This is a genomic window from Allosphingosinicella indica (genome assembly GCF_900177405.1).
GTDB classification, from domain to species: domain Bacteria; phylum Pseudomonadota; class Alphaproteobacteria; order Sphingomonadales; family Sphingomonadaceae; genus Allosphingosinicella; species Allosphingosinicella indica.
The window spans coordinates 1,042,374-1,062,619 of sequence record NZ_LT840185.1 but is presented as its reverse complement, the minus strand read 5'-3'; the positions used below and the strand labels follow the sequence as shown (position 1 = coordinate 1,062,619).

The 20,246-nt window shown below is 68.3% G+C and carries 19 protein-coding genes; 4 read left to right on the top strand and 15 right to left on the bottom strand.

Features of this window, described 5'->3' with window-relative positions; genetic code table 11:
• Positions 1 to 456, bottom strand: coding sequence for a peptidylprolyl isomerase (locus B9N75_RS05215; RefSeq protein WP_085217841.1), 456 nt, complete (start codon positions 454 to 456; stop codon positions 1 to 3).
• 123 nt (positions 457 to 579) lie between these two features.
• On the opposite strand from B9N75_RS05215, the gene mgtE reads away from it, so the two are divergent.
• Together mgtE and B9N75_RS05205 are read left to right on the top strand one after the other, a co-directional pair.
• A complete protein-coding gene (mgtE, locus tag B9N75_RS05210) occupies positions 580 to 2,010 on the top strand; it encodes a magnesium transporter (RefSeq protein WP_085217840.1) in 1,431 nt (476 codons plus the stop codon).
• 31 nt (positions 2,011 to 2,041) lie between these two features.
• Entirely contained in the window at positions 2,042 to 2,443 is a 402-nt protein-coding gene (locus B9N75_RS05205; RefSeq protein ID WP_085217839.1) for a DUF1489 family protein, read from the top strand.
• A 3-nt stretch (positions 2,444 to 2,446) separates the two neighbouring features.
• On the opposite strand, the gene B9N75_RS05200 is transcribed toward B9N75_RS05205, so the two are convergent.
• From B9N75_RS05200 to B9N75_RS05175, 6 genes are all read right to left on the bottom strand, one after another.
• Positions 2,447 to 3,142, bottom strand: a complete 696-nt coding sequence (locus B9N75_RS05200; protein ID WP_085217838.1) for a GIN domain-containing protein — start codon at positions 3,140 to 3,142, stop codon at positions 2,447 to 2,449.
• A 52-nt stretch (positions 3,143 to 3,194) separates the two neighbouring features.
• On the bottom strand, positions 3,195 to 3,917 hold the full coding sequence (locus B9N75_RS05195) for a head GIN domain-containing protein (RefSeq protein ID WP_085217837.1): 723 nt from the start codon (positions 3,915 to 3,917) through the stop codon (positions 3,195 to 3,197).
• A gap of 120 nt (positions 3,918 to 4,037) precedes the next feature.
• Complete coding sequence (locus B9N75_RS05190) at positions 4,038 to 4,577, bottom strand: CarD family transcriptional regulator (protein WP_085217836.1); 540 nt, start codon at positions 4,575 to 4,577, stop codon at positions 4,038 to 4,040.
• 225 nt (positions 4,578 to 4,802) lie between these two features.
• Positions 4,803 to 5,141, bottom strand: a complete 339-nt coding sequence (gene fdxA / locus B9N75_RS05185; protein WP_085217835.1) for a ferredoxin FdxA — start codon at positions 5,139 to 5,141, stop codon at positions 4,803 to 4,805.
• Positions 5,142 to 5,166: 25 nt separating this feature from the next.
• Entirely contained in the window at positions 5,167 to 5,460 is a 294-nt protein-coding gene (locus B9N75_RS05180; RefSeq protein ID WP_244552435.1) for an RNA-binding S4 domain-containing protein, read from the bottom strand.
• Positions 5,453 to 7,948, bottom strand: a complete 2,496-nt coding sequence (locus B9N75_RS05175) for a helicase-related protein (RefSeq protein WP_085217834.1) — start codon at positions 7,946 to 7,948, stop codon at positions 5,453 to 5,455. Before B9N75_RS05175 ends, B9N75_RS05180 begins: the two co-directional genes overlap by 8 nt.
• Positions 7,949 to 8,194: 246 nt before the next feature.
• On the opposite strand from B9N75_RS05175, the gene B9N75_RS05170 reads away from it, so the two are divergent.
• On the top strand, positions 8,195 to 9,721 hold the full coding sequence (locus tag B9N75_RS05170; protein WP_085219416.1) for a M23 family metallopeptidase: 1,527 nt from the start codon (positions 8,195 to 8,197) through the stop codon (positions 9,719 to 9,721).
• A gap of 52 nt (positions 9,722 to 9,773) precedes the next feature.
• On the opposite strand, the gene B9N75_RS05165 is transcribed toward B9N75_RS05170, so the two are convergent.
• From B9N75_RS05165 to B9N75_RS05155, 3 genes are all read right to left on the bottom strand, one after another.
• A complete protein-coding gene (locus B9N75_RS05165) occupies positions 9,774 to 11,450 on the bottom strand; it encodes an ATP-binding protein (RefSeq protein WP_085219415.1) in 1,677 nt (558 codons plus the stop codon).
• Between the two features lie 99 nt (positions 11,451 to 11,549).
• Complete coding sequence (locus B9N75_RS05160) at positions 11,550 to 12,311, bottom strand: TIGR02186 family protein (protein ID WP_425292410.1); 762 nt, start codon at positions 12,309 to 12,311, stop codon at positions 11,550 to 11,552.
• Complete coding sequence (locus B9N75_RS05155; protein WP_085217833.1) at positions 12,308 to 13,225, bottom strand: sulfite exporter TauE/SafE family protein; 918 nt, start codon at positions 13,223 to 13,225, stop codon at positions 12,308 to 12,310. The genes B9N75_RS05160 and B9N75_RS05155 overlap by 4 nt, the downstream gene beginning before the upstream one ends.
• 59 nt (positions 13,226 to 13,284) lie before the next feature.
• Here B9N75_RS05155 and B9N75_RS05150 point away from each other — a divergent pair, with 59 nt between their 5' ends.
• On the top strand, positions 13,285 to 14,388 hold the full coding sequence (locus B9N75_RS05150; protein ID WP_085217832.1) for a M23 family metallopeptidase: 1,104 nt from the start codon (positions 13,285 to 13,287) through the stop codon (positions 14,386 to 14,388).
• Here B9N75_RS05150 and B9N75_RS05145 read toward each other — a convergent pair.
• The 5 genes from B9N75_RS05145 to B9N75_RS05125 all read right to left on the bottom strand — a co-directional run bounded on the left by B9N75_RS05145 (position 14,385) and on the right by B9N75_RS05125 (position 20,177).
• Positions 14,385 to 15,293, bottom strand: coding sequence for a DMT family transporter (locus B9N75_RS05145; RefSeq protein WP_085217831.1), 909 nt, complete (start codon positions 15,291 to 15,293; stop codon positions 14,385 to 14,387). The two genes, B9N75_RS05150 and B9N75_RS05145, sit on opposite strands and share 4 nt — an antisense overlap.
• Positions 15,294 to 15,316: 23 nt before the next feature.
• The gene (locus B9N75_RS05140; RefSeq protein ID WP_085217830.1) at positions 15,317 to 16,321 is read right to left on the bottom strand and encodes a threonine aldolase family protein; all 1,005 of its coding nucleotides are present in this window, start codon (positions 16,319 to 16,321) and stop codon (positions 15,317 to 15,319) included.
• A 56-nt stretch (positions 16,322 to 16,377) separates the two neighbouring features.
• Positions 16,378 to 16,983, bottom strand: coding sequence for a redoxin domain-containing protein (locus B9N75_RS05135; RefSeq protein WP_085217829.1), 606 nt, complete (start codon positions 16,981 to 16,983; stop codon positions 16,378 to 16,380).
• Between the two features lie 9 nt (positions 16,984 to 16,992).
• Positions 16,993 to 19,068 carry a protein-disulfide reductase DsbD family protein gene (locus tag B9N75_RS05130; protein WP_157123705.1) on the bottom strand — a complete coding sequence of 692 codons (2,076 nt, stop codon included), beginning with the start codon at positions 19,066 to 19,068 and terminating at the stop codon, positions 16,993 to 16,995.
• Between the two features lie 182 nt (positions 19,069 to 19,250).
• Positions 19,251 to 20,177 carry a right-handed parallel beta-helix repeat-containing protein gene (locus tag B9N75_RS05125; RefSeq protein ID WP_244552434.1) on the bottom strand — a complete coding sequence of 309 codons (927 nt, stop codon included), beginning with the start codon at positions 20,175 to 20,177 and terminating at the stop codon, positions 19,251 to 19,253.
• Positions 20,178 to 20,246: the final 69 nt, after the last annotated feature.

Below are 20,246 nucleotides of genomic sequence, written 5' to 3'. Positions count from 1 at the left end.
TTAGTCGCGGACTTCGGCCTTCACGATCTTGCCCGGCGTGGCGGGCGGCTCGCCCTTGGGCAGCGCATCGACATGCTCCATGCCCTCGGTCACCTCACCCCACACCGTATATTGGCGGTCGAGGAAGCGGGCGTCGTCGAAGCAGATGAAGAACTGGCTGTTGGCGCTGTCCGGGTTCATCGTCCGCGCCATCGAGCAGGTGCCGCGGACATGCGGCTCGTCGCTGAACTCGGCCTTGAGGTCGGGCTCCTTCGATCCGCTGGTGCCGGTGCCCGTCGGGTCGCCGCCCTGCGCCATGAAGCCGGGGATGACGCGATGGAAGACGACGCCATCGTAGAAACCGTCCTTGGCGAGCTTTGTGATCCGCTCGACATGGCCGGGCGCGAGATCGGGGCGCAGGCGGATGACGACGTCGCCGCCGGAATCGAGCGAAAGGACGAGGGTCTGTTCGGACATGGATATCTCCTGTGGTCTGGCGAGCACTTAGGGGCCGAAACCCGCCCGCGCCACCCCTCGCCGCTTATCGACAGCGCCGCCCCACCGGCCTAGGAGGGCGCCGGACCGCGCGAGGAGAGGGCGATGAGCGACAGCGAAATCGATACCCCCATCGCGCAGACTGTCCCCACCCCGCCGACACCGCCGCCCGAGCGCCACGACGAGGACGACCGGATGAACCCGGATTTCGTCCGCGAAGTGATCGACCGTGTCGAAGCCGGCGACAATGAGGGCGCGCGCGCGCTGGTCGAGCCGCTCCACGCCGCCGACATTGCCGACCTGTTCGAGCTGATCGACCGCGATGACCGCCGCGCGCTTGCCGCCGCGGTCGCCGACCTCCTCGACGGCGACGTGTTCGCGGAGATGAACGACTGGGTGCGCGACGAGCTGATCGACGCGCTCGAACCGCACCAGGTCGCCGAGATCGCCGGCGAGCTCGATACCGACGACGCCGTCGCGATGATCGAGGACATGGAGGCGGACGAGCAGGCCGCCGTCCTCAGCGCCATGGAGCCGGACGATCGCGCCGCGATCGAAGAGGCGCTGACCTTCCCCGAGGAATCGGCCGGACGCCTGATGCGCCGCGATCCGATCGCGGTGCCGGAGCATTGGACGGTCGGCCAGGTGATCGATTTCCTGCGCGCCGAGGACGAGCTGACCACCGATTTCTGGGAAGTGTTCGTCGTCGATCCGCAGCACCATCCGGTCGGCTCGGTCGCGCTGAGCTGGATCCTCCGCACGCCGCGCAATTTCGCGATGGCGGATCTCATGCAGCGCGAGCAGACGCTGATCCCGGTCGATATGGACCAGGAGGAAGTGGCGCTCCGCTTCCAGAAATACGCGCTGATTTCCGCCGCGGTGGTCGATCCCGCGGGGCGTCTCGTCGGCATGATCACCGTCGACGACATCGTCCACATCATCCAGGAGGAAGCGGGCGAAGACGTGCTGCTGCTCTCCGGCGCGGGCGAGGGCGACATCAACGAGCCGCTGCGCGACAGCTACAAGGCACGCGTCCGCTGGCTGGCGGCGAACCTGCTGACCGCACTGGTCGGATCGTCGATCATCGCCTTGTTCGGCGCCGCGATCGAGCAGATGGTCGCGCTCGCCGTGCTCATGCCGATCGTCGCCTCGATCGGCGGCAATGCGGGCACGCAGACGATGGCGGTGGCGGTGCGCGCGCTCGCGATGAACCAGCTCACCCGGTCCAACTCGCTGCGCACCATCTGGCGCGAGATACGGCTTGCGCTGCTCAACGGCGCGACGATCGCCATCCTCATCGGCATCGGCGCCGGGCTGGTGTTCGGCAACCCGGCGCTCGGCGGGGTGATCGCGGTCGCGATGCTCATCAACATCGTCATCGCCGGGTTGGCGGGCGTGCTGGTGCCGCTGCTGCTCGATCGGCTCAACCAGGATCCCGCCGTCGCCTCCTCGGTGTTCGTGACCACGATCACTGATTCGATGGGCTTTCTCGCCTTCCTCGGCCTTGCGGTCGCGGCAGGGCTGGTAAGCCATTGAAGCGATTGGCGCGCGCCGCCATATCGCCGCCATGCCGCTCCACATCAGCAAGGTCGCCGTCGGCTGCGCGAGCTTCTCGGCGCTGCGCAACCGGCAGGCGCGGCGGATGCGCGATGGGTTCGTGCCGGTGCTTACCCGCTTCCGCCCCAAGCGCGCGGACGAGCTGATTGGCGGATCTTTGTTCTGGATCGTCAAGCACCGCATCATCGCACGGCAGGAGATCTTGGGGTTCGAGGACGCGGCCGAACGGCGGACGCTGATCCGGCTCGATCCGGCGGTCGTCCCGCTGACGGCGGCGCCAAAGCGCGCGCATCAGGGCTGGCGCTATCTCAATGCGGAAGACGCACCCGCCGATCTCGGCGAGGGGGTGGCGGGCATATTGGAATTGCCGCCCGCGATGGCGCGGCAGCTCGCGACGCTGGCGCTTATCTGAGCTCTAGCGTCCGCACATCACCCGTCCGCTGCCGCGGACGGTGACGGTGCAGGCGGCCTTGCCGGCGATTTCGACATCGCCGGACCCTGCGGAATTGACCTTCACGGCGCGGTTGACGGTGGTCATGACCCGGCCGGTGGTGCCGGCGTTGATCTGCGCATCCTCGGACACGAGCCCTTCGGCGGCAAGATCGCCCTGGCCCTGGATGGAGGCGCGCAGCGTCTTCGCCTTGCCCGCGATCGTGATGCCGCCCGATCCGAGCAGCGCGAGATCGAGCCGGTCGGCCTCGATACGGCCGATCGCGATCGCGCCGCTGCCCGAGAGCGAAGCTTCGAACTTCATCGCCTTGACGCTGTCGACGGAAAGACTGCCCGTGCCGCGTACGAACACGCTGGCGAGATCGCGCGTCGAAAGCTCGATGACCGGAGTGCCAGTGGCCTCGCCGGGATAGCCGCCCCAGCGCGACAGGCTGGGTTTTACCTTGAGCAGCTTGCCCTGAACCTCGATCGACACCGAATCGAGCGCGCGTGTATCGCCGCGCGCTATCGCGCCGTTGGGTTTGCCGGTGACGAGGCGCACTTCGAACGGCCCGTCGATCTGGACCCGGTCGAAATCGGTGACGGTAAAGCGCCGCTCCGCCGCCGCGGCAGGCGCGGGGGCGAGAGCGGCGAAGAGAAGCGCGACGGGGATGCGGTTCATGTCCCCGTTGATGAACGTAAAAGGTTAACGCGGCCTCAATATCCGCGCCGCCTCAGCCGCAATCGACGGAGCCGGAACCCATCTTGCTGATCTTGCAGCGCGCGCCGCCGCTGATCTTCGCGTCGCCCGATCCCATGATCGATACGGTCGCGTTGCGCGTTGCCCGGATGCTGGTGTTGCCCGATCCGACGATGCTGATGTCTGCGTCGCCGGCCGTGAGGCCCGCGAGATCGATGTCGCCCGATCCCGCGATCGATGTTTCGGCGCTGTCGGCGGTGCCGGCCGCCTTGATGCCGCCCGATCCGGCGATCGAGAAGGAGGCCTCGCCCGCCTTGAGCTGGCCGATCTCCATGTCGCCCGATCCGCCGATCGATCCGGCGAAGCGGCGCGATTCGGCGCGGTCGATCTTCATGTCGCCCGATCCGCCGATCGCGGCGGCGCTGAGCGACGGCACCGTCACGTAGATCACCGCCTTGCCGCGGTGCGTGCCGATGTTGCGCTGCTCGCCGATGCGGAGCGTGCCGTTGCGCACTTCGATCTCCAGCCGGTCGAGCTCTGCGGCATCGCCGACGGCGCGGACCGAGACGGGGCCTCCGACCTTCACCTCGACATCATTGTGCCCGGCGAGCGACACGCCCTCGAACGCGCCGACCTGAAAGCTGCGCTCGGCAGTGCCGCGCGGTGCATCGTCGTCCCCGCCACGCTGGGCGTCGGCGACCATGTTGCATCCGGCGAGTGCGAGGATCGGAACGGCGGCGATGGCGATGATGCGCATCGATAGTCTCCCTGCTGTGTTAGCAAAACAATACAGAAGGGCCACGATCGGCGCAACTCCCAAACAGAAAGGGCGGCCCCGAAGGACCGCCCCGTCATGCGTTCGCCAAAGGTTCGCGGCTTACTTTTCCGCGGCCACCTTGTCCTTGTTATAGATCGCCGCGGCCTTGTTCAGGATTTCGAGGATCTGCTCGAGCGCCTTCGGCTCGTCGACCTGCTCCATCGCGGCCAGTTCGCGTGCCAGGCGGCTCGATGCGGCCTCGAAGATCTGGCGCTCGGAATAGCTCTGCTCGGGCTGATCGTCGGCACGGAACAAATCGCGCGTCACTTCGGCGATCGAGATGAGATCGCCCGAGTTGATCTTCGCTTCATATTCCTGCGCGCGGCGCGACCACATGGTGCGCTTCACCTTGGGCTTGCCCTTGAGCGTTTCCAGCGCGTCCTTCAGCGTCTTGTCGGAGGACAGCTTGCGCATGCCGACGCTTTCCGCCTTGTTGGTCGGAACGCGCAGCGTCATCTTTTCCTTTTCGAAGCGCAGCACATAGAGTTCAAGCTGCATTCCGGCGATGTCGGTGCTCTGCAGCTCGACCACGCGGCCTACGCCGTGCTTGGGGTATACGACATAATCGCCAACGTCGAAGCTCAACGCCTTCGCTGCCATCTATCAAACCTTCCGTGGAAATGGCCGCTGTTCGGGACGGTTCGCATCCCCCCACCAGACGCGAGTCGTAAACCGATGTGCGGCGATTCTTCGTGGTTGCGCTTGTGCGGGCGCAGAGAAGCACCCGCGTCGATGACAATCGTATAACATAGATGCGACGGAAAAACTAGGCCGGTGGGCCATTTCTGACCAAAGCGCGGCCGTCCTTCGCCCAAAGGGGCAGGATCAGTCGCCTTGGCCCGGTTCGGCGCTGAAATATTTATCGAATTTGCCGTCTTCACCCTTGTGCTCATCGGCATCGGCAGGCGATTCGCGCTTGCGGGTGATGTTGGGCCATTCGGCGGAATAAGTGGCGTTGAGTTCCAGCCACTTCTCCAGCCCGTTTTCGGTATCGGGCAGGATCGCTTCGGCCGGACATTCGGGCTCGCATACGCCGCAGTCGATGCACTCGCTGGGGTTGATAACCAGCATGTTGTCGCCCTCGTAGAAGCAGTCCACCGGACACACTTCGACGCAATCCATATATTTGCAGCGGATGCAGGCTTCGGTGACGACATAGGTCATTGCGCGGCTTCTCCCTGCCTTCGCCCTAATCCTGCCCGCCTCCGCTCGTCAACGGCTGCTCGGAAACCGCCTCATAGAGCGCCCGCGCTTCGTCGGGCGGGCCACGGCGGTCGGGGAGCGCGAGGATACGGATCACGCGGACGGTGCCGCGCTGCGCGAAGCTCAGCACGTCGCCGGAGCGGACCGGGGCATGGGCACGATCGAGGATGCGGCCGTCCATGCGGATTCGCCCCGCTTCCGCCATTGCCTGTGCCAAGGCCCGCGTCTTCACGATGCGCGCAAACCACAGGAATTTGTCGAGCCGCAGCGTCTCAGCCACGCTTCAGCTCCGCGAGCTTGGCGAAGGCGTGGCCGGCGGGCTGTTCGCGCTCACGCCGCGGCTTGGGGCGGCCCTGCCATACCCAGCCGGCCTCGCCGGCCGCTGGACGGAAGCCGATCGCGCGCATCAGCCGCGCCAGCGCCTCGGGCTTGAGGCCGATCGAGGTGGCGAGCGCGGCATCGACCACCGGCCCCTTGCAGCCACGTGCCTCATGCGCATGGCGCGCGAACCGCTCGGCGATGTCGACGCGCAGCATCTGCGGACCTGCCGCGCGAAAGCCGAGCCGCTCGAGCAGCGCAGGATCGTCCGGCGTATGGAGGACGACGGCGGAATCGGCCGGCAGCTCCGGCATCGGGGCGCCGGTGGCGGCGGCGCGGAGGGCGGCACGCCAGCGCGCGGCCTCGGGCTTGAGCATGTCGGGCAGGAACAGGTCGAGCGCGCCGATGCGGATACGCAGCTTCGCGATCGCGCGGCGCTCGGCGCGATCGAGTCCGGCCAGCGCATCCTTTACGCTCTCACGCGGCACGATGCCGCCGGCATCGACCAGCATCGCCAGCACCGCACGCATTGCCGGCGCCACCGCCGGGTCCTGCGAGGCGAGCCCGGCGCGGCGGAGCGATCCCAGCACGCGCTCGATCTCGCCGCGCAGCCAGGTGTCGAGCCGCGCCGTCACCGCCGCGCGGCCCGCCGCGGACAGCCGGTCGAGCCGACGGTCGAGCTGGACGCGCGGGCTCAGCAGGTTCTTGCCGGGCATCAGACGCGCGACGTCGTGGCCCCGCCACAGCAAGGTCACGGGCGCGCCGGTGTCGGTGCACAGCGTGAAGCTCGCGTCGGCATCGGCGGCCAGCGCGGCGCCGCGGCGTTCATATTCGCCACCCAGCTTCCGCTCTGCCGCAGCGAGCAGCATCTTGCGGTCGGCGTGGCGGGCTGCGGGATCGACGTGAAAATCGAACCCTTCGAGCCGCCCGATCGCATGGCTGCCGACGCTCACTTCGCCCTCGGCATCGACGATCACCGGAAAATCCTCGCCCTTGCCCGCGAGGTCGCGCATCAGCACCGCGGTGCGCCGGTCGACGAAGCGCTGGGTCAGCCGCTCATGGAGCGCGTCGGAGAGCTTTTCTTCGACGCCGCGGGCGCGCGCCGCCATCCGGTCGGGATCGGCCAGCCAGTCGGGGCGGTGCGCGATATAGGCCCAGGTCCGCACCCCCGCGATGCGATCCGCCAGCGTGTCGATATCGCCCTGCACATTGTCGAGCCGGGCAAGCTGTTCGGCGTACCAGGATTGCGGAATGCGGCCATCGCCGTCGCTCAGCCAGCCGTAGAGATGCGCGACCAGCCGCGCGTGATGATCCGGCCCGGTCTTGCGGAAATCGGGAAGGCCCGCCGCCGCCCATAGCCGCCGAACCCGATCCGGCCCGACCGCGCGGCGCCGCACCTCCGGATCGCTGGCAAGCGCCTTCAAGACGGCGAGATCGACCGCCTCCGGCGCGGCGCGCAGCCCGGCGCGGTCGGGGCGCCGCTCCAGCGCGCGGATCAGCGCATCGAGGCTCCGCGTATCGGGATCGCCGTCGCGCCAGTAGAGGAAGTCGATCGGCGGGAATTTGTGCTCCTCGATCGCTTCGACCTCTTCTGGCCGGAACGCGGCGGCCGCCTCGCCCTCCAGGGTCAGCGATCCGAACGTGCCGTCACGCTGGTGGCGCCCGGCGCGGCCCGCGATCTGCGCCATCTCGGCCACCGTCAGCCGGCGCCGTCGGCGACCGTCGAACTTCGACAGGCCGGCGAAGGCGACATGGGCGACGTCCATGTTGAGGCCCATGCCGATCGCATCGGTGGCGACGAGATAATCGACCTCGCCCGCCTGATACATGGTGACCTGCGCATTGCGGGTGCGTGGGCTGAGCGCGCCCATCACGACCGCCGCGCCGCCGCGCGTCCGCCGCAACATCTCCGCCACGGCATAAACCTGGTCCGCTGAGAACGCGACGATCGCCGAGCGCGGCGGCAGGCGCGAGAGCTTGGCCGGCCCGGCGTAGGAGAGGGTCGAGAAGCGTGGCCGGCCGACGATCTTCGCGTCGGGCAGCAGCGCGCGGACCATCGGCGCGAGGCTTTCGGAGCCGAGGATCATCGTCTCCTCGCGCCCGCGCGCATGGAGCAGCCGATCGGTGAAGACATGGCCGCGCTCGGGATCGGTGCCGAGCTGCGCCTCGTCGATCGCGACGAAAGCGACGTCGCGCTCCAGCGGCATGCTTTCCGCGGTGCACAGCAGCCAGCGCGCGTCCTTCGGCAGGATTTTCTCCTCGCCGGTGATGAGCGCGACCTGGTTGGCACCTTTGATCGCGACGACGCGGTCGTAGACCTCGCGCGCCAGCAGCCGCAGCGGGAAGCCCATCATTCCGCTGGAATGCGCGCACAACCGCTCGACGGCGAGGTGGGTCTTGCCGGTGTTGGTCGGGCCCAGGATGGCCGTCAGCTCGGCGCGGTCGCGCATATCTGCCTAGATTGGCGCGGCGAGGGCGGAAAGCAACGCCGCAAACCACCCTGCGGTAACCCGAATCCGGGCTCCGTTCATCCCCGCGCACGCACCTTTCGCCGCAGCGATTCCGTGAGGAAGCGGCGCTTTACTTTACTTTAACCCTGTTTCCCCACAGTCCTTCGCACGGGCGCCGCACATGCGGCATGGGGTCATTGCGCGCAGCGCAGGGGGCATTTTTCCTTCTTGTATCAGTTCGGAAACATGAATGGCGGGCCGGCTGCGGGTGCAGCGGCGCTCAGCCTCGATCACGCCATTGGCCGTCCCCGCGCGCCCAAGGGTTTCGGCACCCGCGTTTCCGATCTTCAGGACCGTTCGCGCGATCTCGAATTCGTCGTCGATCTCGGCGTCCGCATCGGCTCGCGCGAATGGCTGCGTGGCCTCGCGACCTGTACCGCGCTGTGCTTCGCGGCGTGGAGCTTCGCGCCGGGCCTCGAGCCGATCGCCGTCGCCTCGACGCCCAAGCTCACCGATGCGCAGTGGGAGGAATCCCGCGCGCTCGCCATCGCGCCGCTCGCCTTCGGCGGCGATACCGGCCGCCGCATGGCGCCGACCGACGCGGTCGAGCCGCTGACCGACACGCCCGAGCGGCCGAGCGTCGATCTGCTCGCGACGCTGGCGCGCGGTGACGGTCTCGCGCGCGTCCTCGAACGCTCCGGCGTCGGCGCGGGCGAGGCGCAGCAGATCGCGGGCATGATCTCCGGCGTGCTGCCGCTCACCGACATCAAGCCGGGGACCGTGCTCGACGTGACGCTCGGCCGCCGCCCCAACCGCCAGGTCGCGCGTCCGCTCGATCTGCTGACTTTCCGCGCCCGCTTCGATCTCAAGATGGCGGTCGAGCGCGTCGACGGCCGTCTCGCCGTCCGCCCCATCCCGATCGCGGTGGACGATACGCCGCTCCGCATCACCGGCCGCATCGGCTCCAGCCTCTATCGCTCGGCGCGCGCCGCCGGCGCCCCCGCCAAGGCGGTGGAGGGCTATATCCGCGCCGTCGCCAGCCAGACGGGCATCGATACGCTGGGCGCCGACGACCGTTTCGACATCATCCTAGAGCACCGCCGCGCCGCCACCGGCGAGACGGAATCGGGCAAGCTCCTCTACGCCGGCCTGTCGCGCAGCCGCGGCAAGAACCTGCAGCTCATGCAGTGGGATCAGGACGGCCGCACCCAGTGGTTCGAGGCGTCGGGCGTCGGCAAGACCACCGGCATGTTGCAGCGGCCGGTGCCGGGCAACGTCTCGTCCAACTTCGGTATGCGCCGCCACCCGATCCTCGGCTATTCGCGGATGCACAAGGGGATGGATTTCCGCGCCGGCTACGGCACGCCGATCCTCGCCGCCAGCGACGGCCGCGTCAGCGGTGCCGGCTGGCATGGCGGCTATGGCCAGCAGGTGCGGATCGATCATGGCGGCGGGCTCGCCACCTCCTATTCGCACATGAGCCGCATCGTCGCGCGCGCCGGTTCCCAGGTCCGCCGCGGCCAGGTGATCGGCTATGTCGGATCGACCGGCCTCTCGACCGGTCCGCATCTCCACTACGAGATGTACCGCAACGGCGCGGCGATCAATCCGGCCTCGGTGAAGTTCACCACCCGCGCCCAGCTCGCCGGCGCCGATCTCGCCCGCTTCCGCTCGCAGCTCAAGTCGCTGCTCGCGGTGCCGGTGGGCGGCCGCGCCCAGCCGGTCCAGCAGGCAACCGCCGAGACCCCCGCGAAAACCGCGAACGGGGCTTAAACCCTTGTCTTTCTGAAATCCCGGATCGAAGTACCACTTCGATCCGAAGCCTTTAGCGCCCCTGGGAGCGCCAGCGTTTGACGACGCGGCCGATCATCGCTTCCTCGTCGCCCGTCTGTTTCCAGAGCGCGGAGAATAACGGGTCGGACGAGGCCGGGCAGCGATCGCGCTCGAGATCGTCGAACGTCACGCGGATCGGGATCGAGACGCCCTCGCCGCAGACGATGCACTCGCGGTTGCGGAGCGCCGGGATGACGTCGAGGAAGCCGCGCGCGCCTTCCGGCATCGTGCTCTTCACGAACGCCTGGTCACGGTCGTTGTTGAGGCGCATCGCGATGATCGTGCCGCATTGCGAGAGCACGCCCTCGGCAAGATCGGACGGGCGCTGGGTAATGAGGCCGAGGCTGACGCCATACTTACGGCCTTCCTTGGCGATCCGCTCGAGGATCTTGCGGACCGCCTGGCCGGTCGAGGTCTTGTCGGCGGGGACGTAGCGATGCGCTTCCTCGCAGATGAGCAGCACCGGGCGTTGCAGCTCGTTGCGCGACCAGATCGCGTAATCGAAGACGAGGCGCGAGAGTACCGAGACGACGACGGAGACGATGTCCGACGGCACGCCGGAGACGTCGACGATCGAGATCGGCTTGCCCTTGGCGGGCAGGCGGAAGATCTTGGCGATGAAGCCCTGCATGCTGTCCGCAACCAGCATTCCGGAGAACATGAAGCTGTAGCGCGGATCGGTCTTCAGCTCGTCGATCTTGGTCTTGAGCCGCATATAGGGCGCGGTGTCGGTCGCCTTGTTGAGCAGCCCCATCTCGTTGGTGATCGCACCCAAGAGGTCGGTCAGCGTATAAGGGATCGGCGCATCGACGGTCAGCTTGGTGATGCCCTCGGCGGAACGGTTCTTACCGCGCGCGATGAGCAGGCATTTGGCGAGGATGTCGGCATCCTGCTGCCGGTCCGCACCGGTGGTGGTGAGCAGCACTTCGCAATGCTCCTCGAAGTTCATCAGCCAGTAGGGCATGGCGAGATTGTCGACGTTGAACAGTTCGCCATGGCCCTTGAACGCGGCCGAATATTCGCCGTGCGGATCGACCATCACGATATGGCCTTCGGGCGCCAATTCGCAGATGCGGTGCATGATGAGCGCGGCGGAGGTGGATTTGCCGGTGCCGGTCGATCCCAGCAAAGCGAAATGCTTGCCGAGCAGCGCGTCGATATAGAGAGCGCCGCGGACGTCCTTCGTCGGATAGACGGTGCCGATCTCGATGTGCGGACGGTCGTCGGTGGCGAACATCTGTTTCAGATCGCCGCCGGTGACGGCGTGGACGCGGACGCCCGGGATCGGATAGCCGGTGATGCCGCGCTTGAAGTTGGCGAGCCTTCCGCCTTCGCCCTCGTCGCCTTCGCCGAGGAAGTCGATGTCGGCGATGACCATGTCGCCGGCGGCGTCGGTCATCTTGAGGTTGCGGACGGTGGCGACCAGCCAGCGGCGGTTGAAGCCGAGCTTAACGTTGCTGCCGACCTGGCCGGAAAGCGCGACGCTCGGGTCCGGGTCGCTGGCGAGATCGCGCAGCCGCCGGCCGTCGATCTGGATGCGCGCGCCGGCGCCGGTGATCTCGATGACGGTGCCGAAGGCCTCGCGTTGCGCCGCTACCGGAGCCGGGCGGGCGGCGCCCGTGTAGCCGGCATCCTCGTCGCGCGGGAAAGCGCCGTGGAGGTTCATCATGTCGGTCATTCGCGCGTCATCCCTGGCTGCACTGGCCCATGAAGCGCCGAGAGCTACGCGAAATGCGTAAACAACTGATTTCCCGTGATGCGCGGCCTCTTACTGGCGGCGGAAGACGGCACTCGCGCCCCAGCCGAGCAGGAGCGCAAGCGCAACCGCGGCGAGGCCGTAGAGCCAGGAATGACGATCGGCACTGTCGGCGACGAACCGCTCGAAGCCCAGCTTCTCGATATTGATGTCGCGCACCGCGCCCGCGACCACGCGGCCGTCCTGGATCAGGAAGGTCTCCGCCGTGAACTTGCCGACCGGCACGCGCGCTGGAATGGGGATGCGTGCGCGATAGAGCACGCCCTCGCTGATCTCGACGCCCTTTGGGTCCTCGTAATAAAGCTGCGCGCGTTTCTTGAGATCGATGAGTCCGCCTTCGAAGCGGCGCCGCATCTCCGCCGTGCCGCCCGCGCCGGGCGAGAGCTGGAGATAATCGAGCCCCAGCTCGTAGATCGCCGCCATCCGGTCATCGACCAGCTCGGGTAGCGGGCGCGAGGAGGCGACCGCGTAGAAGGAGGGCGCGGAGCGAAACCGCTCGCTCTCGACGTTCATCCAGATGCCCGCCACCTTCTGCTTCTCGCGCACCAGGATCGGCTCGAGCGGGCCCTTCACCACCACCGCAATGTCGGCGGGATCGTCGGGCACCTGGCCGCGCGGATAGAGGATCGCACCGAACAGCAGCAGCTCCGCGCCAGTGAAGGAGTAGCGGATCTGGATGTCGCGCTGTGAGACGTCGGGCACCAGCACGGGCTCGGTGGCGCTGATCATGAGCGGCGCGATCAACGCGGCGAAGGCGGCGCGGGGCAGTCTCACAGCAATTGCACCGTGTAGATTTCGGGAGGACGCCAGCCGAGGCCGATCGCCATCCGCGCCGCCACCGCGAGGACGATGATAGCGAGCAGCAGGCGGAGCAGTTCGGGCTTCGCTTTCTGCGCGAACCGTGCGCCATATTGCGCGCCGATCACGCTGCCCAGAAGCAGCAGCGCGGCAAGGACGATATCGACCGACTTGGTGGTGGTGGCGTGGACCATCGTCGTGGCAGCGGTGACCGCGAGGATCATCAGCAGCGAGGTGCCGACGACGACCTGCGTCGACATGCCGAGAATGTAGATCATCGCCGGAACGACGATGAAGCCGCCGCCGATGCCGAGCAGCACGGTCAGCACGCCCGACAGGAAGCCGAGCAGCAGCGGCGCCAGCGGCGAGATGTAAAGGCCCGAGCGGTAGAAGCGCCAGCGCATCGGCAGCATCGCGATCAGCGGATTGTGGCGTTTGGCGGGCTTGGCGGTGGCCCTCTCGCTCGCCTTGATCAGGCCGAGCGCGATCGCCGCTTCCTTCGCCATCAGCGCGCCGATGCTGCCGAGCAGCAGCACGTAGAGCAAGGCGATGACGGTATCGATCTGGCCGCTGTTCTGGAGCAGCCGGAAGAGCGCGCCGCCGGCGAGCGAGCCGAGGATGCCGCCTGCGATCAACACCGCGCCCATGCGATAGTCGACGCCCTTGCGGCGCTGGTGCGCCATGACGCCGGAGACGCTGGCGCCAGTGATCTGGGTGGTCGCGGAAGCGACCGCCACCGCGGGGGGAATGCCGTAGAAGATCAGGATCGGCGTGGTGAGGAAGCCGCCGCCGACGCCCACCATCCCGGTCAGCAGCCCGACGATCCCGCCCAGCCCGACGATCACCAGCGCATTGACGGAAAGCCCGGCGATGGGGAGGTAGATGTCCACCCGCCTTCGCTACCCATTTCCCAGGGCGGGCGGAAGGGGCGGATCGTGGGAGACGGGCGTTGCGCATTTCGCTTCTGATCGCCGCCGCCTTGGCGTTGCTCGCCGCTGTTCCGCCTGCCGTGCCGGTCCGGCAGGGGTTCGACATCAGCGTCCCCCATCCGCCGCAGCCCGTTCCGGTTCGCGACGGCCAGCGCCTGGCCTACGAGCTTCACCTCACCAACTTTGCCGCCGAACCGCTGGAGATCGCGGCGATCGAGGTCACCGCGGATGGCAAGCGCCTCGCGCGGCTCGAGGGCGCCACGCTTGACGTTGCACTCGGGCGCGCGGGGATACGGGCGGGCGCGGGACTTGCGATCGTGGCGCCCGGCCAGCGCGTCATCGCCTATCTCGATCTGACGGTCGCGGGCGCGCCGCCCGAGTTCATCGCGCACCGGATTGTCGGCGCGGACGGTTTGCTGGCGGATGATGTGCGGGCCACGGTCGGCAAGCCAGCGGTCGCGATCGGCCCGCCTCTCCGCGGCGGGCCGTGGGCGGCGGTCTATGATGCGGGCATGGAGCGCGGCCACCGCCGCGTCGTCTATGCGGTGGGCGGCAAGGCGCGGATACCGGGCCGGTTCGCGGTCGATTTCCTCAAGCTCGGCGCCAAGGGCGGGACGACGCGCGGCGAAGGCCGCGGCCAGCCGCTTTCCGCATCGCACGGCTATGGCGCGCCGGTGCTCGCCGTTGCCGACGGCATCGTGATCGCCGCGCGCGACGATGTCGCGGAGCCGGGCACCATCGCGCCTCAGGGCGTCGAGACGCTCGCCGACGCCACCGGCAATTACATCGCGATCGACATCGGTGGCGGCCGCTATGCCTTCTACGAGCATCTAAAGCCGGGACTGAAGGTGCGCGTCGGCGACAGGGTGCGCCGCGGGCAGGAGATCGGCGCGCTGGGCTTCACCGGCCAGGGGTCCGAGCCGCACCTGCACTTCCACATCGCCGACGCCAATTCACCGCTCGGTGCGGAAGGGCTTCCGTTCGCGATCGACGGCGTCCGGGAAATCGGTGCCTATCCGTCGATCGACGCCTTCGCGAAGGGCGGGCGGTGGCAGCCGCTCGCGCCGTCGGACGGAAAGCCCGTCCTGCCGGGGCCGAACAGCGTTGTTCGTTTCCCGGACTAATCGGCGATCGGCACGGGATTGGGCCGCCGTGCTTTGAGCGCGACAAACAGGCCGACGAGCGCCAGCACGCCGCCCGCGACGGCGAGCGGCGACCAGTGATAGCCCTCCAGCACCGTCGAAAAGCCCATCGCGATGATCGGCACCAGCAGGCTGGAATAAGCCGCCTTGCCCGGCCCTACCGCGCGGATGACGCCGAAGTAGAGCGGGAAGGCGAGCGCCGAGGCGACGAGGCCGAGGTAGAGCACGCCTGCCCAATAGCCCGCGCGATATTCGATCGCCGGCGGCCCGTAGAGGATGAGCGCGAGGAGGATGTTGGCGGCGACACCATAGGCCATGCCCCAGGCGAGCGCGCCTTCCACCGGCATCGATCGCGCGCGCTCGGTCGCCTGGAGGATGTTGGCGACCGAGGCGGAGAGCACCGCGGCGAGGGTTAGGCCGATGCCGAGCAGCACCGCCCCCGGCGCGAGCGCGGTGCTGCGCATCTCCTGCACGAAGAGCAGTGCGACGCCGGCGGTGGCGATCGCCGATCCGGCGAGGAAGCGCGGCGTGATCCGATGCTTCAGGAACAGCCAGCCAAGCGCGCTATTGGGAACGAGCAGCAGCGCGAACAGCACGGCGCAGAGGCCCGAGGTGATGTAATGTTCGGCCGCGTAGACGAGGTTGAAGTTCAGGAAGAATTGCGGAAGCCCGAATGACAGAGCGAACAAATGCCCGCGCCTTCCGATGCGGAGCGGCACGCCCTTCCACAGTGCATAGAAAAACATCGCGGCGGCGGCGGCGGTGAAGCGATAGGCGACCGACCAGGTGGGCGGGACCGCGCCGAGCTGGTCCTTGATGACGATCCAGGTCGATCCCCAGATCAGAGTGACGACGATGAAGGGGATCAGCACCCGCGGTGCCATCATCCCTTCGTCATGGCGGATCGCACTCAGAGCGCGGCGATGGCGGCGGCGAGCGCGGAAACGTCCTCCGGCCGCTGGTCCCAGCTCGCGACCAGCCGCGCCTCGCCCGGGCCCCAGTCGTAGAAGTCGAAGCCCTGATCGCGGAGCGCGGCTGCTTCTTCCGGCGTGACGCGCAGGAACACCTCGTTCGCCTCGACCGGCAGCACGAGGCGATCTCCGCCGGCTGCCGCCCCGATCCGCGCCGCGGCATCGTTGGCGGCGCGGGCGTTGCGCAGCCAGACGCCGTCCTCCAGCATCGCCAGGATCTGCGCGGCGAGGAAGCGGCCCTTGGAGAGCAGGTGGCCTGCGCGCTTCTTGCGATAGAGTGTCGCGTCGGCAAGCGCGGTGTCGAAGAATATCAGCGCCTCGGCCGACATGCCGCCATTCTTGACGAAGCCGAAGCTCAGCGCATCGACGCCCGCACGCCACGTCAGGTCGGCTGGGCGGCAATCGAGTCGCGCCACCGCATTGGCGAAGCGCGCGCCGTCCACGTGGAATCCGAGCTCTTTCTCGCGGCACAGATCGCCCAGCGCCTTCACCTCATCGGGCGTGTAGACCAGCCCATATTCGGTGGCGTTGGTGATCGAGAGCGCGGCGGGCTGCACCTGATGCACATCGTCGCGCACCCCGGCGAGCAGCGCGCGGATCGTCTCCGGCGTCAGCTTCGCGCCCTCGCCGTCGGCGAGCAGCAGCTTGGCGCCGTGGGTATAGAATTCGGGCGCACCGCATTCGTCGTTCTGGATATGCGCGTCGCGGTGACAGACGATCGCGCCATGAGGCGGGCACAAGGCCGCCAGCGCCAGGCTGTTCGCCGCCGTCCCCGTCGCCACCCAGATGGCGCGGCAGCGGGTTTCGAACAGATCGGAGAAAGCGTCGTCGAGCCGCTTGCTCAGCGCATCGCCGTCATAAGCGGTGTCGACGTGATTGGCTTCGGTAAGCGCCGCCATCACCTCGGGGCAGACGGCGGCGGCATTGTCGGAGAAGAAGCGCATGGCCGCGCCATATCGCCGCCGCGTTGCAGGTCAACAGCGGCGGCGATGGTGGTGGCTCACGCCTCCGGATATTTGACCGCGCAGCCATAGGGGCGGCTGGTCGAGATCGAGACCGGCTTGCCGGCCTTCATCTCGGCGAGCGCGGCGGCGACATGATTGCGCGCGCCGGCGATGTCGGCGGCATTGGCGGTCGGCTTGTCGTCGATCCCGCCGGCGTAGACCAGGGTGCCCTTGGCATCGACGATGTACATGTGCGGGGTGGTCTTGGCGTCATAACCCTTGCCGACGACGCCCTTGGGATCGAGCAGATAGGCGGTCGAACGCGCCTTCTCGTCGGCGACCAGCTTCTTGGCTTCCGCGCCGGACATGTGACCCTGCTTGCCAGGCGCGCCGGAATTGATCGTCAGCCACACCGCGCCGTCCTTCGCGGCGGCGGCCTGCGTCTTCTGCATGTTGCCGCTCTTGTAATGCTTCTGGACGAAGGGGCAGCCGGGGTTGTGCCATTCGAGCACTACGGTCTTGCCGCGGAAGTCCGAGAGGGTGACGACCTTGCCGTCGGCATCGTTGAGCTTGAAGTTGGGGGCGGCCTGGCCGACCTGGACGGCGGCGATCGCGGGCGCGGCCAGCACGACTGCGGCGGCGATGGCGAGGATCGGTTTCATGTCTCTCTCCTATATCTTCAGTTCGGTGAGGCGGCTGGGGGTCAGGACCTGCGGCAGCACCTCAACCGGCTTGCCGGGTGCATACCAGAGGTAGAGGGGAACGCCGGATCGGCCGTGCTTCTCGAGGAAGCGGCCGATCGCCGCATCGCCGCGCGTCCAGTCGCCGACCAGCACCTGCACGTCCTTGGCGGCGAAGGAGTCGGCGACTTCCTGTCGTTCCAGCGCGGCCTTCTCGTTGACCTTGCAGGTGACGCACCAGTCGGCGGTGAAATAGACGAAGACGGGCCTGCTCTCGGCCTGCAGCGCGGCGAGGCGCGTCTCGCTGAACGGCTCTGTGGGCAGCGTGGCGGACGTGCTCGCGCCCGCGGGCGAAGTGGCGACGGTGGGCACCAGCGCCATCGCCGCGACGGCGGCGAGCGCGGCAGGGGCCAGCGGCAGCCAGGCGCGCGATCCGGCTTCCTGGCGGCGGCCGAGCCACCAGAGGCCGAGCCCCAGCACCAGCGCGGCGGCGAGTCCGAGCGCCATGCCGTCGGCACCCGCCTGCCGCCCGAGAATCCAGGCGAGGCCGAGCGCGGTCAGGAACATCGGGATCGAGAGGATGCGGCGGAGGCGGTCCATCCACGGTCCGGGCCTGGGCAGCTTGCGGCGCAGTGCGGGTACGAAGCCGAGCAGCAGGAAAGGCAATGCCAGGCCAAGGCCCAGCCCGGCGAACACCGCCAGCGCCGCGGCGGGTGGCAGCACCAGCGCCGCGCCCAGCGCCGCGCCCATGAACGGTCCGGTGCACGGCGTCGCGATGAAGGCGGCGAGCGCGCCGGTCCAGAAGGACCCCGCTGCGCCGCCGCTCGCGGCGAGCCTCGATCCGGCGGTGATCGCCGGTATCTCGAACAGGCCGGCGAGATTGAGCGCGATCGCGCTGACGAGGAGGAGGAGCAGCAGGATCACGCGCGGATCCTGGAGCTGGAACGCCCAACCCGCCGCCGCGCCGCTTGCCCGCAGCGCCAGCAGCGCGCCGCCGAGCGCGAGGCAGATCAGCACCGCGCCCGCAGTATAGGCGAGCGCGTCTCGCCGCGCCGCGGCCTCGTCGCCACCCGCTTTGGCAAGACTCAGCGCCTTGAGGCTCAGGATCGGGAACACGCAGGGCATGATGTTGAGCAGCAGCCCGCCGATCAGCGCGCCTGCCAACGCGGCGAGAATTGCGGTGGCGCTTTCGCCGCCGCCCTGCGCCTCGCTGGCCGCGGCGATCGGCACGCCGGCCGCGGGCACGGTGCCCGGCACCGCCTCGAACGAAAGGCCGCTCCGCCCGCCGATTGCCAGCACGCCCTCGATGGCTTTCGCGCCGCTGGCTTGTCCGCCCGCTTCGGTCTCGACGATCAGCAGATCGCCGCTGCGGCTTATCGCCTGCGCGGCGGCATAGTCGATCATCCCGTCGGCGAGCGGGAAAACGTAAGGATCATCGAGCGCCATCGCTGCGGGAACGGGAATGGCGAGGCGCAGCTTGCCCCCCGCCGCCGCAAAGGTCGCGGGACTGCCCAGCGGGCGCGGCAGCTCGGCGCGCCAGGCGTCGAACTCGGCGCGGCGCTCTGCGCCGCCGCTGCCCACGATCAAATCCTTTGCCAGCGTCGCGCTTTCGGGCACGCAGATCTCGTCGGTGCAGGCGAGGTAATCGAGCTTCACCCGGATCGGCAGCCGCGTCCCCGGCGCGAGGCCCGCGGGGATCGTCAGGTCGACGAGCTGCGCGTACCGGCCCTCGTAAACATAGTTCATCAGCCCCGCGACGATCAGCCGCTTCGGCGTCGGATAGGTCAGCGGCCCTGCCGTGACGCCTTCGGGGAGCGTCCAGGCGGCCTGCGTCTCCATGCCACTGTCGCCGGGGTTCTTCCAATAGCCGTGCCAGCCCTTGTCGGGCGTCATCACGAAGGCGAGCGTGACGGTCGACCCCGGCGCCGGCCGGTCGGTCTCCGCGGTCAGTGCGGCCTTGATGTTGGGCGCGCGCTGCGCCGAGGCGGGTGCGGCGGCGAGGGCGAGCGCCAGCGCACTCCCGAACAGCGCCAGCCAGAGGCGGATTGCGGCCGTTATTTGCACCATGAAGCGCCTATAGCATCCATCCCGCCGGCGGAAACCCGCCATGCGGCCAGCTCGCTGCGCCAGCGCCTATGCCGCGGTGCCTAGGCTTTGCGCCGGGCGGCGAAGCTGCTCTGCTCTCCATCCCTCGACGTTAGCAATCGGCTGGCGCGCACGGTTGTCCGATCTTGCGGAGTTGGGCGCCGTCAGCGCTTCTCGAAGCTGCGGATGCCTTTGCCCAGCCGGTTGTTCTCGATGCGGAGCGCATCGCCGCTTTCGTCGGCGACGAACGACGTGTTGCGATCGACCCCGGGCGCAAGCCGTGCGTCATTGTCGGTGATGGCGAGGCCGGCCGAGCTGTTGTCCGCACCTTCCGCCGCGACCATCACGAAGGCGCTATAATTCTCCTTGTCCTTGCCCTGGACGAAAGTGTTGCGCGCGATCGTGCCGGTGGCGCCGTTGGAGAGGTCGATCATATAGTTGGAGGCGCGGCCCTGGGTGTCGTCGAAGCTCGAATCGACGACCTCGATCCGCGGCGTGCGGCTCTTGAGATAATGGCCGCCGGTGCCGCGCTCGAAACGCGAGCGGACGACCGAGAGACTGCCATATTCGCCGATGTAGAGGCTGTGCGAGCAGCCGTGTCCGTCCTCGCAGCCGCCGAGGCCGGAGAAGGTCGACCGCTCGACGCGGATCGTGCCGCTGGGATCGGAAGCCGAAAGGATGCCGTTCTCGCTGTCGCGGAACATCGATTCGACGACGGTGAGGTCGCCGCTCTCGATGCGGATGCCCGCGCCATTCTTGTCGGGCACGCGCAGGCTCTGGAAGGTCAGTCCCTCGACGCGCGCCGATTGCCCGCCGAGCACCAGCGCGGCCTTGCCCTCGCAGGTTGCGCGCTCGAAGACCGCGGTGCCGGGCTGATCCGCGACATAAGCAATCTCGCCCGCATTCTGCACCGCGCACTGGCGGTAGCGGCCGGGCGCAATGCGAATCGTCCCGCGCCCCTCGCCGATCGCGTCGACCGCGTCCTGAAGCCGCTGGTAGCCGGTGTCGCCGACGACGAACGGCGCCTCGGCGCGCTGCGCGGCGGCGGGCATGGCGAGGAGGATCGCCAAAGAGGCCAATGTCTTTTTCACGCCACCGTCTCCGTCATTCCCCTGTTCGCGGGATGACGATTAGGCCGGAGAGGTTGAAACTTCGTCAGC